The following is a 14,437-nucleotide window of genomic DNA, read 5'->3' as shown; positions in this document are numbered from 1 at the left end:
AGGGGCCGCGCGCGCTCCCATCGATCGCTGGCTTAGGCGTACCATTACCCGACCCAGACCACGCCCGACAGGAGCGCCCACCCGGCGCGCCGGAAGAACTCCATGCTGCAACCCGTTTCGGCCAACACCGATCTGCCCGCGGACGCGCAGGCCGCTCCCGCCCCCGTGCTGCAGGTGAGCACGCTATCCCCCTTCGCGTTTCCGGCCTTCCGCATCATCTGGATCGCCAACCTGTTCGCCAACCTGGGCACCTGGGCGCAATCCGTCGCCGCCGCGTGGATCATCACCACCGAGCAGAGCAGCCCGCTGATGGTCGCCATGATCCAGGTGGCCGCCGCCTTCCCGCTGGTGGCGCTGTCCATCCTGACCGGGGTGCTGGCCGACAACTACGACCGCCGCAAGGTCATGCTGACCGGCATGCTGCTGGAGCTGGCGGGCGGCGTCTTCATCACCATCCTGGCCTTCGCCGGGCTGCTGCATCCCATCACGCTGATCGCGTCCGTCTTCTGTATTGCCATCGGCAGCGCCATCGTCACGCCGGCCTGGCAGGCCGCCGTCGGCGAACAGGTGCCGCGCGCCCACGTCGGCAGCGCGGTGCTGCTGAACAGCGTCAACTTCAACGTGGCGCGCGCGGTCGGGCCGGCCATCGGCGGCCTGCTGCTGGGCGCCATGGGCGCGCCCTGGGTGTTCCTGCTGAACTGCTTCTGCTATGGCGGCCTGATCTGGGCCATCTGGCGCTGGAGGCGCGAGCTGCCGCTGCGCCGCCTGCCGCCCGAAGGCATCCTGGAAGGCGTGGTGGCGGCGCTGCGCTACACCCAGCATTCCACCGTGACCCGCGTGGTGATGCTGCGGTCCTTCGCCTTCGGGCTGTCCGCCAGCGCGCTGTGGGCATTGCTGCCGCTGCTGGCCCATGAACACGAAGGCGGCAGCGCACTGCTGTACGGCTACATGCTGGGCGCGCTGGGCCTGGGCGCCATCCTCGGCAGCGCCTTCGTGCGGCGGGTGCAGGCCGCCTGGGGCGCGGGCGGCCTGGTCAGCGTGGCCGCCGCGCTGCTGGCCGCCTGCCTGCTGGCGCTGGGCCTGACCGGCACCTTGTGGGTGGCCTTTCCGGCGCTGCTGCTGTCGGGCAGCTGCTGGATCGGGGTGCTGGCCACCTACAACACCACCGTCCAGATGCTGGTGCCCGACTGGGTCAAGGCGCGCGCGCTGGCGCTGTACCAGACGGCCATCTTCGGCGGCCTGGCGGCCGGGTCCTTCATGTGGGGCCACTTTGCCGGCACCATGGGCGTTTCCGGCGCCCTGGCCACCGCCGGCATCATGCTGGGCATCACCGTCGCGCTCATGTACCGCTCGCGCCTGCCCGAACACCTGGACACCTCATCGCTGGCGCGCGCCGACAGCACCGAGCCGACCATGGCCGCGGCCGGCTTCAATACGCAGCACGGCGCGGTGCTGGTCGCGGTCGAATACCTGATCGAGAAAGACAAGCTGTCCGCGCTGATCGGCGCGGCGCATCCGCTGCGGCTCATGCGGCTGCGCAACGGCGCGCAGCAGTGGCAGCTGTTCCGCGACCTGGAGCGCGAAGGGGTCTGGCGCGAAGTATTCCTGGTGGAAAGCTGGATGCAATACCTGCGCATGATCGACCGCATGACGCTGGAGGACAAGATGGTGCTGGACAAGGTGCGCGCGCTGCATGCCGGCGACAAGCCGCCGGTGGTGTCGCGCAACGTCAGCTATCTGGCGATGAACGAGGCGCAGGGCTTTTCGCTGCGACGCGACCCGGAGTCCCTGTAGCCGGCCGCGCCCGCCAGGCCTGGGCGCGTTCCGCCCAAGCCTGATGGACGGCGTCCATGTTGCGCGCCAGGGTGGCCGCATCGCCAAACCTCACCCGCGAGCCCTGCAAGCGCAGTTGCGCGACAACCTCTTCGGATTCGAGCGCCTGCGCCACCTGCTGCTGCAATTGCTCGATGCGGGCCGGCGCCACGCCGCGCGGCGCGAACAGGCCGGCCACGCCGCCGCGCTCCAGCCCGGCCACGCCTTGTTCGGCGAAGGTGGCAACGTCAGCCACATCCGGATGCCGGGCGGAACCCGAGATCGCCAGGAGACGCAGCCGCCCTGCACGCACAGGGTCCAGCAATTCGGCCAGGGAGGTCAGGCCCAGCGCCAGATAACCTCCCTGCAGATCAGTCACCAGCGGCGCACCGCCCCCGTATGGGATCGCAGTCGCCACCACGCCCAGATGAGCATCCAGCAATTCCAGGGCAAGCTCCGGCACACTGCCGGGCGCCGGCACCCCCACGAACAGCGCATCCTGGTGCGCGCGCAGGTCGTTCAGGCTGCGCAGAGGCGAATCCGCCCTGACCGCCAGCGCCATGGCGGCCTGGTCCGTCATCTGCGCCACGGCGGCGAAATCGCCCGGCGAGGCATAACCGGCCTGCTTCGCAATATGCGGCACGATGGCCAGCGCGTGGTCATTGGTGAACAGCAGGGTGTGTCCATCCGGCCGCGCGGCCAACAGCTCCTGCGCCGCCAGCATGCCGCCCGCGCCGGGCCGGTTCTCGACCAGCACCACTTCGCCCAGGCCGGCCTCCAGCTGCCGCGCCAGCAGACGGGCGATCACATCCACCCCGCCCCCCGGCGGGAAGCCAACCAGGATGCGCGTCATGGGCACGGCGTGCAGACGTCCTGCCGCCGCGGCGCCCAGGACGCCCAGCGCGAACGCCGACAAGAGCCTGCGGCGGCGCCGGGATACGGCGAATTGCATGTTTCGATGACTCCTCGCGGATGCGGACCGGTTCCGCGCAAGGCGGCAGGATAAGGACAAATGTCCTGCAAGAAAAGCCGGTCGCTTCGAAGGCCCGCCAGCCGTGTTTCTTAACACGTTCTAGAATCAGTGCTCGCGGCGCGCCGGCCCTCTGCCCGGACGCCTAGCCCCAGTGGTCCCGCACATGCTCTCGTTTTCCCGCCATACCGTCTACCCGGCCGGCGTCGGCCTGCCGGCTTCCGAACGCCCGGGCGCGCTCCTCGCCGTCATGCTGGCGCTATGCATGGCCAGCCTGGACACCGCCATCGCCAACACGGCGCTGCCCACGATTGCGCGCGATCTGCAGGCCAGCGACGCGGGCTCCATCTGGATCGTCAGCGGCTATCAGCTGGCCATGGTGGCGGGCCTGCTGCCGGCCGCCGCGCTGGGCGAGATCCTGGGCCACCGGCGGGTCTACATCGTGGGGCTGGCCATCTTCATCCTGTCTTCGCTGGCCAGCGGCCTGGCGCCGTCCTTGCCCACGCTGGTGACGGCGCGCGTGCTACAGGGCCTGGGCGCGGCCGGCGTCATGAGCGTCAACGGCGCCCTGCTGCGCTTCATCTACCCCTCGCGCCTGCTGGGCCGCGGCCTGGGCCTGAACGCCATGGTGGTGGGCATCGCCTTCGCGGCAGGGCCCACCGTGGCCTCGACCATCCTGCTGCTGGGATCCTGGCACTGGCTGTTCCTGATCAACGTGCCCATCGGCCTGCTGGCGTTCGCGCTGGGCCTGCGCAAGCTGCCCGAAACCGTGCGCGCGCCGCATCGCTTCGACGGGCTGGCAGCGGCGCTATGCGCCCTGACGCTGGGCTTGTTCGTACTGGGCGCGAACGAACTGGCGCACGCCGCCCCCCTGCCGCGCGTAGCGCTGGAATGGGGCGTCGCCGCGGCCAGCCTGTGGCTGCTGATGCGCCGGCAGGCGGGCCATCCCGCGCCCATCCTGGCGGTGGACCTGCTGCGCCGGCCCTTGTTCGCCTTGTCCGCCGCTACCGCTGTCTGCGCCTTCGCAGCCCAGGCGCTGGCTTTCGTGTCGCTGCCGTTCATGCTTCAGACCATGCTGGGCTACAGCCAGGTGCAGACCGGCTTTCTCATCACGCCCTGGGCGGTGGTGGTGGCGATCATGGCGCCCATCGCCGGGCGGCTGTCCGACCGCTATGCGGCCGGCACCCTGGGTGGCGTGGGCCTGGCGCTGCTGGCGCTGGGCCTCGCCCTGCTGGCGCTGATGCCCACCGCGCCCTCGGTCTGGGACATCTGCTGGCGCATGGCCATCTGCGGTGCCGGATTCGGCTTCTTCCAATCGCCCAACCTGCGCGCCATCATGATGTCAGCGCCGGCCTCGCGAGCCGGCGGCGCCAGCGGCATGATAGGAACGGTGCGACTCTTGGGACAGTCCTCGGGCGCGGCCCTGGTAGCCGCCTGTTTCAATGTTTCCAGCACCCACGGCGCCATCGCCGCGCTGTGGCTGGGTTGCGGCTGCGCCGCACTGGCCTGCGTCGCCAGCTTTTCGCGGCTGCGCTTTGACGCGACCGAGCCGGCGCAGGCCGGCTCGACGCGCTAGCGCCGCGCTACTCGCGGACGTAGCACGGGTATAGCGACTGCTGCGCGCGCGAACGGGCCGGATCCACCTCGATCGCCACGATGGATTCGGTATCGCTGGATTGCGCCAGGGGTTCGCCATCGGGCTGGAAGGCGAACGCCGTCCCCCCGAATACCTGTCCCGACGCCGTGCGCCCCGCGCGGTTCGAACTGACCACATAGCAGCCCGACACGAGCGCCGCCATGGCGCCTGCCGTCAGCCACCGGCGCGTCGACGCGCTGCTGGCGCGCGGCGCCACGATCAACTCCGCGCCCGCACGCCCATAGGCGCGCGCGCGCTCGTTAAACATCAGTTCGGTGCACAGCTGCACCCCCAGGCGTATGCCGCCCACCTCGAACACCTCGAAACCGTCCATGGCGGAATGGAACCAGGTCGCCTCGAAGTAGCCTGGTTCCTCCGGGAAGTATTGCTTGTGATGCAAGCGCGTGTAGCGGCCGTCCTGCAGGGCAAACGCCTCGTTCGCAAGCTTTGCGCCCGCGTGCACCGGCCGCGACGACACGATAGCCGGCACCCCCAGCGCGGCCAGGGCGTCCAGGCCGGCCTCATGGATGCGCACCGAATCCGCCGCGCGCGCGGCGTCGTACGCCGGGTCCGCCGCCAGCCAGGGACCAAAGGGCATTTCATTGGTGACCAACAAGTCCGGAGCCAGCTCGCCTATGCGTTCGGCCATGCCTTCCCACGTCGCACCTGTGGGCTCCAGATCAGCCGGTCCTTCCATCATGCATATCCGCATACCCACACCCAATCCGATCGCGCGTCCCGGGATGGGCGCGGCATGCACGCATGGTAGACCGCCTGTCGTGGTTGCGAACGCGGACCGGCTCAAGCCGTCCGTTGCGGGCGCGATCCTGTCCGGATCTGCCTGTCTCAGACCAGCGTTGCGGCGTCGACCGGCGCGCCGTGGCGCACCACGCGCTTGGGCAGGTCGCCGCCTATCCAGTAGGCCAATTCGGATGGATGCTGCACCTGCCAGGCCACGAAGTCCGCGTACTTGCCTGCTTCCAGCGTGCCGTGCGTGGCCTGCAGCCCCAGCGCTTTCGCCGCATGCGCGGTCACCCCGGCCAGCGCTTCTTCAGGCGTTAGCCGGAACAGCGTGCAGGCCATGCTCAACATGAGCCGCAGCGACAGCACGGGCGACGTGCCGGGATTCAGGTCGCTGGAGATGGCGATGGGCACACCATGGCGGCGCAACAGGTCGATGGGAGGAAGCTTGGTCTCGCGCAGGGCGTAGAACGCGCCGGGCAGCAGCACCGCCACCGTGCCGCCCCCCGCCATTGCCAGCACATCGCTTTCGGTCAAGTGTTCCAGGTGGTCTGCCGACCAGGCGCCATAACGTGCGGCCAGGGTCGCGCCGTGCAGCGGCGACAACTGTTCGGCGTGCAGCTTCACCGGCAGGCCCAGTTCGCGCGCGGCCTGGAACACCCGCTCGACCTGGCCCGGCGTGAATGCCAGATGCTCGCAGAACGCATCCACCGCATCGATCAGGCCCTCGGCCGCCAATACCGGCAGCATGCGGCGCGCGACTTCGTCGATGTAGTCGTCGGCGCGCCCCGCGTATTCCGGCGGCAGCGCGTGCGCGGCCAGACAGGTCGCGCTGACGGTCAGCGGCAGCGTCTGGCCCAGGCGCCGCGCCACCCTGAGCATCTTGCGCTCGTTAGGCAGATCCAGGCCATAACCGGACTTCACCTCCAGCGTGGTCACGCCGTCGCGCATCAGGTGCAAGGCCCGCTGGCGCGCGCTGGCGTAGAGCTCGTCTTCGCTGGCGGCGCGGGTGGCGCGCACGGTGCTGGCGATGCCGCCGCCTTGCGCGGCAATGGTCGAGTAGTCCACGCCTTGCAGGCGCTGCTCGAACTCCTGACTGCGGTTGCCGCCGAACACCAGATGGGTGTGGCAGTCGATCAGGCCGGGCGTCAGCCAGGCGCCGCCCAGGTCGTGCTCGCGCGCGGCGTCGGCCGGCGGCAATTGCGCCTCGGGGCCGATCCACTCAATGCGATCATCCCGCGTCACCACCGCGGCCCGTTCGATCACGGAATACTGGCCCTGGGCCATGGTGGCCGCGTGGCAATTGCGCCAGACCTGTCTCATGCATTTGCTCCTGTTGCGCGCCGGCTTCAAAGACTGGGCAGCAGGCCCGCCGGCACCAGCTCCGTCAGCCCGCGCGCCGCGATAAGCTGGCTGGCCGCCTCGATGTCGGGCGCGAAGAACCGGTCCCGCTCGTAGTGCGCCACTTTCTCGCGCAACAGGCTGCGGGCGCGCTCCAGCTTGGGCGCGGTCTTCAGGCCCTGGCGGAAATCCAGGCCCTGGCAGGCGCCGAGCCACTCGATCGCCAGGATGTCGCGCACGTTCTCGGCCATGGGCCAGAGCCGCTTGCCGGCATTGGGCGCCATGGACACATGGTCTTCCTGGTTGGCCGAGGTGGGCAGGCTGTCCACGCTGGCCGGGTGCGCCAGCGCCTTGTTGTCGCTGGCCAGCGCCGCCGCAGTCACCTGGGCGATCATGAAGCCCGAGTTGACGCCGCCGTTGCTCACCAGGAACGGCGGCAGTTGCGACATGTGCTTGTCCATCATCAGCGAGATGCGGCGTTCCGACAGCGCGCCGATCTCGGCCAGCGCCAGCGCCAGATTATCGGCCACCAGCGCCACCGGTTCGGCATGGAAGTTGCCCCCCGAAACCACGTCTCCCTGTTCCGCGAACACCAGCGGATTGTCGGAGACCGCATTGGACTCGATCTCCAGCACCTGCGCCACATGGCGTATCTGCGTCAGGCAGGCGCCCATCACCTGCGGCTGGCAACGCAGCGAATAGGGATCCTGCACCTTGTCGCAGTTCACGTGCGAATGGCCGACCTCGCTGTCCTCGGTCAACAGGTCGCGGTACACGGCGGCCACGTCGATCTGACCTGGCTGACCACGCGCGGCGTGGATGCGGGCGTCGAACGGCGCGCGCGAGGCCAGCATGGCCTCCACGCTGAGGCTGCCGCAAACCAGCGCAGCCGCCAACAGGTCCTCGGCCTCGAACAGGCCGCGCAGCGCATAGGCCGTCGAAACCTGGGTGCCGTTGAGCAGCGCCAGGCCTTCCTTGGCCGCCAGCGTCAGGGGCTCCAGCCCCGCCTGGGCCAGTGCTTCGCGCGCGGGCAGCCAGGCGCCGCGATGGCGCGCCTTGCTCTCGCCCAGCAACAGCAGCGACATATGGGCCAGCGGCGCGAGGTCACCCGACGCGCCCACCGATCCCTTCAACGGAATATGCGGATAGACCTCGGCATTGACCAGCGCGATCAGCGCGTCGATAACCTTGCGGCGGATGCCCGAATAGCCTCGCGCCAGGCTGTTGATCTTCAGCACCATGATCAGCCGCACCATCGCGTCGTCCAGCGCCTCGCCGACCCCGGCCGCGTGCGACAGCACCAACGAACTCTGCAAGGACTCCAGGTCCTCGCGGGCGATCCGGGTGGTGGCCAGCAGGCCGAAGCCGGTGTTGATGCCGTAGGCCGTGCGGCCTTCGGCGATGATGCGCTCGACGCAGGCCACGCTGGCCTCGATAGGCCCGGCCGCTGCCGGGTCCAGCGTCACGCGCGCCGGCTGTTGATAGACGCGCCGCAAGTCGGCCAGCGTCATGTGGCCGGGTTTCAGATGCAATTCCATTGTGGGTCTCCTAGGCACGTTCCGGCGTCATGGCGTGGGGGTCGATATCGGCGCGCGGGCGGCGCCGCGATGTTGTGGCGGGGCTTCCCGGCGCGCGAACAGGTAATACAGGATGCTGGGCACGACCAGTCCGATGATCCACGAGATATCCACCCCGCCCAGGCGCTCGACCATCGGACCAGTGTAGAGCTTGGTGGAAATGAAGGGCATCTGCACCAGCACCCCGAACACATAGACCAGGATGCCCGGCCAGTTCCAACGGCCATAGCGGCCGTTCGGATCCGACAGCGCCGCTACGTCGTATTGCCCGCGGCTGACGAAGTAATAGTCCACCAGGTTGACCGCGCTCCATGGCACGAAGAACGCCAGCAGAAAGAGGATGAAGGACTTGAACGCGTTCAGGAAGGAATGCTGCCCGATCAACGCCACGGCCGTGGCCGCGGCGACGATGACCAGCACCAGCAGCGCGCGCTGCCGGCGGGAAATATCCACATGTCCGCGAAAGCCGCTGGCGATGGTCGCGATGCACATGAAGCTGCCATACGAGTTCAACGTGGAAATCGTGACCTTGCCGAAGGCGATGGTGAAATACAGCAACGCCGCCATGGTTCCCGTGCCGCCCAGTCCCACGATGTAGGCAACCTCGCGCCCGGCGAACTGGCCGGCCGCCATGGCTGCGGCCAGCACACCCAGCACCATGGCGATCTGCGCGCCCAGCACGGAACCCAGACCCACCGCCAGGAAGGTCTTGAAGGAAGAGGTCCGGCTCGGCAGATAGCGCGAGTAATCCGCCACATAGGGGCCGTAGGCGATCTGCCACGAGGCCGCCAGGGACACCGCCAGCAGGAAGGAGCTCCATGTGAAATGGCGGATCTGCAGCAGCTGACCCACGTCGCCCAGCGCGATCACCCGGCTGAAAAGGTAAAAGAAGGCGATGATGCCCAGCACGGTCGCGATGCGCCCGATGATGTGGATCACCTGGTAACCGAACAGCGTCGCCGCCACGATCACCGCCGCGAAGATCAGGATGCCGACGGTATCGCTCACGCCGAACAACTGGCCCAGGGCCTGTCCCGACAGCACCGTGCCCGTGGCCGTGAATCCCAGGTACATCAGGCACACCAGCGCGATGGGTATGGCAGCGCCGTAGACGCCAAACTGCACGCGGCTGGAGATCATCTGCGGCAGCCCCAGCTTGGGCCCCTGGGCCGCATGCAGCGCCATGACTGCGCCGCCGAAGATTTGTCCGACGAACAACCCGATCAACGACCAGAACACGTCTCCCCCCAGCACCACGGCCAGCGCCCCGGTGATGATGGCGGTGATCTGCAGATTGGCGCCCATCCATAGCGTGAACTGGCTGTAGAGCTTGCCGTGGCGCTCGTCTTCGGGAATGAAATCTATCGAGCGCCGCTCGATGAGCGGCCCTCTTGCTGCCTGGCTGTCCTGAGTCATCGTGTTGTCTCGGTCATGGCTAGTCTACGGTCGCGGGCGCAACAGCAACCCGCTGGTATGGGCGGCTTCGTATCAGCGCTTGCCCGCAAGCATGGGCAGGTTCAGGCCCTGCTCCTTGGCGCACTCGATGGCCTCTTCGTAGCCGGCATCGGCATGGCGCATGACGCCCGTTCCCGGATCGTTGGTCAGCACGCGGCCAATGCGCGCGGCGGCCTCGTCCGTGCCGTCGCACACGATGACCATGCCGGCATGCTGCGAGAAGCCCATGCCCACGCCGCCGCCATGGTGCAGCGACACCCAGGTGGCGCCGCTGGCGGTGTTCAGCAGCGCATTCAGCAGGGGCCAGTCGGACACGGCGTCCGAGCCGTCGCGCATGGATTCGGTTTCGCGGTTGGGGCTGGCGACGGAGCCGGAATCCAGGTGATCGCGGCCGATGACGATGGGCGCCGACAGCTCGCCCGAGCGCACCATTTCATTGAACGCCAGGCCCAGCTTGGCGCGTTGGCCCAGGCCCACCCAGCAGATGCGCGCCGGCAAGCCCTGGAAGCTGATGCGCTCGCGCGCCATGTCCAGCCAGCGGTGCAGATGCGCATCGTCGGGGATCAGTTCCTTGACCTTGGCGTCGGTCTTGTAGATGTCTTGCGGATCGCCCGACAGCGCGGCCCAGCGGAACGGGCCCACGCCGCGGCAGAACAGCGGCCGGATGTAGGCCGGCACGAAACCGGGAAAATCGAACGCGTCCGCCACGCCTTCTTCCTTGGCCATCTGTCGGATGTTGTTGCCGTAGTCGAAGGTGGGGATGCCCAGGCGCTGGAACGCCAGCATGGCCTGCACGTGCACGGCCATCGATTGCTTGGCGGCCTTGATGACGGCGGCCGGTTCGCGCTTGGCCCGCGCGCGGTAATCCTGCCAGGTCCAGCCCGCCGGCAGATAGCCGTTCAGCGGATCGTGCGCGCTGGTCTGGTCCGTGACCATATCGGGGCGTACGCCGCGGCGCACCAGCTCGGGCAGCACCTCGGCGGCGTTGCCGCACAGGGCGATGGAAACGGCGCGGCCTTCCTGCGTGTACTTGGCGATGCGCGCCAGCGCGTCGTCCAGGTCGCGGGCCTGCTCGTCCACGTAGCGGGTGCGCAGGCGGAAGTCGATGCTGGCCTGCTGGCATTCGATGTTCAGCGAGCAGGCGCCGGCCAGCGTGGCCGCCAGCGGCTGCGCGCCGCCCATGCCGCCCAGGCCCGCGGTCAGCACCCAACGGCCTTTGAGGTTGCCGTCGTAGTGCTGGCGGCCCGCCTCGACAAAGGTCTCGTAGGTGCCCTGCACGATGCCCTGGCTGCCGATGTAGATCCAGCTGCCCGCGGTCATCTGGCCGTACATGGCCAGGCCCTTGGCGTCCAGTTCGTTGAAGTGTTCCCAGGTGGCCCAATGCGGCACCAGATTGGAATTGGCGATCAGCACGCGCGGCGCGTTGGCGTGGGTCTTGAAGACCCCGACGGGCTTGCCCGACTGCACCAGCAGGGTTTCGTCCTCGTTCAGGTTCTTGAGCGACTCGACGATCTTGTCGTAGCAGTCCCAGTCGCGCGCGGCGCGGCCGATGCCGCCGTAGACCACCAGTTCCTTGGGGTTCTCGGCCACGTCGGGGTCCAGATTGTTCATCAGCATGCGCAAGGGGGCTTCGGTCAGCCAGCTCTTGGCGTTCAGTTGCTTGCCGCGGGGCGCGCGGATGACGACATCGCGGTATCGGTTCGAGTTGTCCAAGAGGCTCTCCTTGATCGGTTCGGCTGCGCGCCCGATACGGGCGCTGCGCATGCCGTCATCATAGGATGCCTATGCTTGTATATACAAGCTAGCAAGGGTCGAATTTTTATCAGGGATTACCCGTAATAAAAAAGCCGGAACGAGCGTCCCGGCTTTGCTTCGAAACAGCCCAATACAGCACTACATCGCGGCGGCGCGCGGCAGCAGCTCGATCACGCAGGCGTCCAGCGGCGCATCGGCTTGCAGCCGGTACTCGGCCAGGCCGTCCGTGGAAACGGCGTGCAGGCAGTCGTAGCGCGCCGGCAGCGCGTGCGGCGCGCCATTGATGCGCACCGTAAGCGCACCACCGGCGGTCATCACCAGAACGTCGCGCGCGGCGCTGTGAAAGGTCCACGGTCCCGCGCCCGCCACCCATTGCAACCGCGCATGCCAGCGCGCGGGCGCATAGATCAGGTTGAAGTCGCGTATCGGTCCGTCCAACAGGCGGCACTGCACCCGTGCGTCGCCCGCGAAAGCATAAGCCTGGCGCGGCCCAAGCGGCGCCTGCTCGCTACCGTCCACGGTCAGCTGGATGCCCTGGCCTTCCAGCACGGTGATGATGCGCTGACAACCCGTGAAAGCCGAAAAGCCGCCGTCCTGGGCCACATCGGCGATGGACAGGCGCCAATCGAACGCAGCGGCGCTGCCGCCCGGGTTGCAGGCGACTTCCTGTGTGGTGCCGCCGCCGTTGCGCCAGGGCATGCGCGGATAGTCGGCAGCGCGGTAAAGATGGACTTCAGGTTGCGTCATGAGGTGAACTTGCCTTCCAGGCGATGCCGGGAACCGGGATGAATCAAACGGGCCAGCGTGACGGCATGGTCGCCGGACCAGGTGCGGCGGCTGATCAGCAGGCAGGGCTCATCGCGCTCGATCTGCAGCAGCTGGCATTCGCGCGGCTTGGCCAGGATGGCTTCGACCACATGCTCGCCTTCGCTCAGCGGCGCCACGCGCGTCAGGTATTCGTATGGCGTGCTTTGCGTGAAATCCTGCTTGAGATAGTCCGGCGCCAGGCGCACATTCACATAGCGGTCCTCCAGCTGGATCGGCACGTCGTCTTCATAGTGGACGATGATCGAGTGATACACCGGCTGCCCGGCGCGGATGTCCAGCGCCAGCGCCTGTTCCGCGCCCGCGGGCTCCTCGGCCAGCCGGACCACGCGGCTGTGGTGGCGATGCTTGCGCGCCGCGATCTCGTCGGCAATGTTGTTGACGGCAAACAGCGCCGAGCGCGCCTTGGGCTGGGCCACGAAGGTGCCCACGCCCTGCATGCGCACCAGCAGCCCCTCGGCCGTCAACTCGCGCAGGGCGCGGTTGATGGTCATGCGGCTGAACCCCAGCTCATCGACCAGTTCGCTTTCCGAGGGCACCCGGTAGTGTTCCGGCCATGCGCCGCTGCGGATCTGCTGCGCGATCATCTGCTTGACCTGCGCATAGAGCGGAGCAGGGGGAGCATTGGCTTGGATGGGCAATTTGGGAGGGTTCGAGGCCACGGAAAATCCTGTAGTGCGGCGCGGGGCGGCCGGTAGCGGACAGCGCCTAGTATAGACAGGTACAGATCGCTTGCGCCGCGGCGCCGCGCGAGCCGCAGCCGCTGGCGGCCCTAGGCATGGACCGCCGCCCCGGAGTATGTTGGTAGACGGGAGCCGCCAGATTCCCTATACTCCCCCCCTGTATTTATCGGAGCCTGCCGTGCCGCACTCCCCGGAAGAAAAAAAACGCGTCGTCACTCGCTTGCGACGCATCCAGGGCCAGGCGCTGGCGCTGGAGCGGGCCGTGAACGAAGGCACGGAATGCGGCGCGCTGCTGCAGCAGCTGGCCGCCTTGCGCGGCGCCGCCACCGGCCTGATGGCCGAGGTGCTGGAAAGCCATCTGCGTGAAACCTTCCTCCAATCCGCCCAGGGCGGACGCCAGGACGCCACGATCGAACCCGAAGCGGAGATCGACCTCTTGATGCGCCTGGTCCGTTCCTACTTGAAATAACGCTATCTGACATACGTGGAGCCCTAGCTATGAAATCACGCGCAGCAGTCGCATTCGGACCCGGCAAGCCGCTGGAAATCGTTGAAATCGACGTCGCGCCGCCGCAGCGCGGCGAGGTGCTGGTGAAGATCACCCATACCGGCGTCTGCCACACCGACGCCTTCACCCTCAGCGGCGACGACCCTGAGGGCCTGTTCCCCGCCGTGCTGGGCCATGAAGGCGCGGGCGTGGTGGTCGAAGTCGGCGAAGGCGTGACCTCGCTCAAGCCGGGCGACCACGTCATTCCGCTCTACACGGCCGAATGCCGCGAATGCAAGTTCTGCCTGTCCGGCAAGACCAACCTGTGCCAGAAGGTGCGCGCCACCCAGGGCAAGGGCGTCATGCCCGACGGCACTTCGCGCTTCAGCTACGACGGCAAGCCGCTCTACCACTACATGGGCTGCTCGACCTTCAGCGAGTACACGGTGGTCAACGAGATCTCGCTGGCCAAGATCAACCCGGCCGCCCCCCATGAAAAGGTCTGCCTGCTGGGCTGCGGCGTCACCACCGGCCTCGGCGCCGTGCACAATACCGCCAAGGTCAAGGAAGGCGATACCGTCGCCGTGTTCGGGCTGGGCGGCATCGGCCTGGCCGTGATCCAGGGCGCGGTGCAGGCCAAGGCCGGCCGCATCATCGCCGTGGACACCAACCCAAACAAGTTCGTGCTGGCCAGCGCCATGGGCGCCACCGACTGCGTCAACCCCAAGGACCACGACAAGCCGATCCAGGACGTCATCGTCGAGATGACCGACGGCGGCGTGGACTTCTCGTTCGAGTGCATCGGCAACGTGCACGTGATGCGCGCCGCGCTGGAATGCTGCCATAAGGGCTGGGGCGAGAGCATCATCATCGGCGTGGCCGGCGCCGGCCAGGAAATCAGCACCCGTCCGTTCCAGCTGGTCACCGGCCGCGTCTGGCGCGGTTCGGCCTTCGGCGGCGTCAAGGGCCGCACGCAGCTGCCGGGCATGGTCGAAGACGCCATGAGCGGCAAGATCGATCTGGACCCGTTCGTGACGCACACGCTGCCGCTGGAACGCATCAACGAAGCCTTCGACCTGATGCATGAAGGCAAGTCGATCCGCACGGTCATCCACTACTAAGCACGAACCTTTGCGGCAACGACGGGCCCGGCGC

Annotated in this window: 12 protein-coding genes; 4 read left to right on the top strand and 8 right to left on the bottom strand. The window is 67.9% G+C overall.

Going from position 1 to position 14,437, the window contains the following annotated elements; translation table 11 throughout:
* Positions 1 to 102: 102 nt before the first annotated feature.
* Positions 103 to 1,794 carry an MFS transporter gene (locus AXYL_RS01455; protein ID WP_013391050.1) on the top strand — a complete coding sequence of 564 codons (1,692 nt, stop codon included), beginning with the start codon at positions 103 to 105 and terminating at the stop codon, positions 1,792 to 1,794.
* Here AXYL_RS01455 and AXYL_RS01450 read toward each other — a convergent pair.
* Positions 1,730 to 2,764: a tripartite tricarboxylate transporter substrate-binding protein gene (locus AXYL_RS01450; protein WP_013391049.1), complete on the bottom strand. Its 1,035-nt coding sequence runs from the start codon at positions 2,762 to 2,764 to the stop codon at positions 1,730 to 1,732. The two genes, AXYL_RS01455 and AXYL_RS01450, sit on opposite strands and share 65 nt — an antisense overlap.
* A 184-nt stretch (positions 2,765 to 2,948) precedes the next feature.
* Between AXYL_RS01450 and AXYL_RS01445 the strand changes: the two genes are divergently transcribed.
* Entirely contained in the window at positions 2,949 to 4,358 is a 1,410-nt protein-coding gene (locus tag AXYL_RS01445) for an MFS transporter (protein ID WP_013391048.1), read from the top strand.
* Positions 4,359 to 4,365: 7 nt separating this feature from the next.
* Here AXYL_RS01445 and AXYL_RS01440 read toward each other — a convergent pair whose 3' ends face one another.
* The 7 genes from AXYL_RS01440 to hutC all read right to left on the bottom strand — a co-directional run bounded on the left by AXYL_RS01440 (position 4,366) and on the right by hutC (position 12,774).
* Positions 4,366 to 5,118, bottom strand: coding sequence for a carbon-nitrogen hydrolase family protein (locus AXYL_RS01440; protein WP_237709970.1), 753 nt, complete (start codon positions 5,116 to 5,118; stop codon positions 4,366 to 4,368).
* A 146-nt stretch (positions 5,119 to 5,264) separates the two neighbouring features.
* Positions 5,265 to 6,482, bottom strand: coding sequence for an imidazolonepropionase (gene hutI, locus AXYL_RS01435; RefSeq protein ID WP_013391046.1), 1,218 nt, complete (start codon positions 6,480 to 6,482; stop codon positions 5,265 to 5,267).
* A gap of 26 nt (positions 6,483 to 6,508) precedes the next feature.
* Positions 6,509 to 8,038 carry a histidine ammonia-lyase gene (hutH, locus tag AXYL_RS01430; protein ID WP_013391045.1) on the bottom strand — a complete coding sequence of 510 codons (1,530 nt, stop codon included), beginning with the start codon at positions 8,036 to 8,038 and terminating at the stop codon, positions 6,509 to 6,511.
* A gap of 27 nt (positions 8,039 to 8,065) precedes the next feature.
* Positions 8,066 to 9,493 (bottom strand): purine-cytosine permease family protein, encoded by a 1,428-nt coding sequence (locus tag AXYL_RS01425; protein WP_013391044.1) that lies wholly within the window; start codon positions 9,491 to 9,493, stop codon positions 8,066 to 8,068.
* 72 nt (positions 9,494 to 9,565) lie between these two features.
* Positions 9,566 to 11,245: a urocanate hydratase gene (gene hutU / locus AXYL_RS01420; protein ID WP_041654712.1), complete on the bottom strand. Its 1,680-nt coding sequence runs from the start codon at positions 11,243 to 11,245 to the stop codon at positions 9,566 to 9,568.
* Between the two features lie 180 nt (positions 11,246 to 11,425).
* Entirely contained in the window at positions 11,426 to 12,034 is a 609-nt protein-coding gene (locus AXYL_RS01415; RefSeq protein WP_013391042.1) for a HutD family protein, read from the bottom strand.
* Positions 12,031 to 12,774: a histidine utilization repressor gene (hutC, locus tag AXYL_RS01410; protein ID WP_013391041.1), complete on the bottom strand. Its 744-nt coding sequence runs from the start codon at positions 12,772 to 12,774 to the stop codon at positions 12,031 to 12,033. Before hutC ends, AXYL_RS01415 begins: the two co-directional genes overlap by 4 nt.
* Before the next feature lie 199 nt (positions 12,775 to 12,973).
* On the opposite strand from hutC, the gene AXYL_RS01405 reads away from it, so the two are divergent.
* Both AXYL_RS01405 and AXYL_RS01400 read left to right on the top strand, forming a co-directional pair.
* Complete coding sequence (locus tag AXYL_RS01405) at positions 12,974 to 13,264, top strand: metal-sensing transcriptional repressor (RefSeq protein WP_041652083.1); 291 nt, start codon at positions 12,974 to 12,976, stop codon at positions 13,262 to 13,264.
* A 29-nt stretch (positions 13,265 to 13,293) separates the two neighbouring features.
* Positions 13,294 to 14,403: an S-(hydroxymethyl)glutathione dehydrogenase/class III alcohol dehydrogenase gene (locus AXYL_RS01400; protein WP_013391039.1), complete on the top strand. Its 1,110-nt coding sequence runs from the start codon at positions 13,294 to 13,296 to the stop codon at positions 14,401 to 14,403.
* Positions 14,404 to 14,437 lie beyond the last annotated feature (34 nt).

The sequence above is a fragment of the Achromobacter xylosoxidans A8 genome, assembly GCF_000165835.1.
GTDB classification, from domain to species: Bacteria; Pseudomonadota; Gammaproteobacteria; order Burkholderiales; family Burkholderiaceae_B; genus Achromobacter; species Achromobacter xylosoxidans_B.
This window is presented reverse-complemented; position numbering and strand designations above follow the sequence as displayed.

Bases quoted from the DNA above. Each gene is read 5' to 3' on its own strand.
- AXYL_RS01425 (WP_013391044.1), bottom strand. From the start codon at position 9,493: ATGACTCAGGACAGCCAGGCAGCAAGAGGGCCGCTCATCGAGCGGCGC.
- AXYL_RS01445 (WP_013391048.1), top strand. From the start codon at position 2,949: ATGCTCTCGTTTTCCCGCCATACCGTCTACCCGGCCGGCGTCGGCCTG.
- AXYL_RS01415 (WP_013391042.1), bottom strand. From the start codon at position 12,034: ATGACGCAACCTGAAGTCCATCTTTACCGCGCTGCCGACTATCCGCGC.
- hutH (WP_013391045.1), bottom strand. From the start codon at position 8,038: ATGGAATTGCATCTGAAACCCGGCCACATGACGCTGGCCGACTTGCGG.
- AXYL_RS01450 (WP_013391049.1), bottom strand. From the start codon at position 2,764: ATGCAATTCGCCGTATCCCGGCGCCGCCGCAGGCTCTTGTCGGCGTTC.
- AXYL_RS01455 (WP_013391050.1), top strand. From the start codon at position 103: ATGCTGCAACCCGTTTCGGCCAACACCGATCTGCCCGCGGACGCGCAG.
- AXYL_RS01400 (WP_013391039.1), top strand. From the start codon at position 13,294: ATGAAATCACGCGCAGCAGTCGCATTCGGACCCGGCAAGCCGCTGGAA.
- AXYL_RS01440 (WP_237709970.1), bottom strand. From the start codon at position 5,118: ATGATGGAAGGACCGGCTGATCTGGAGCCCACAGGTGCGACGTGGGAA.
- hutI (WP_013391046.1), bottom strand. From the start codon at position 6,482: ATGAGACAGGTCTGGCGCAATTGCCACGCGGCCACCATGGCCCAGGGC.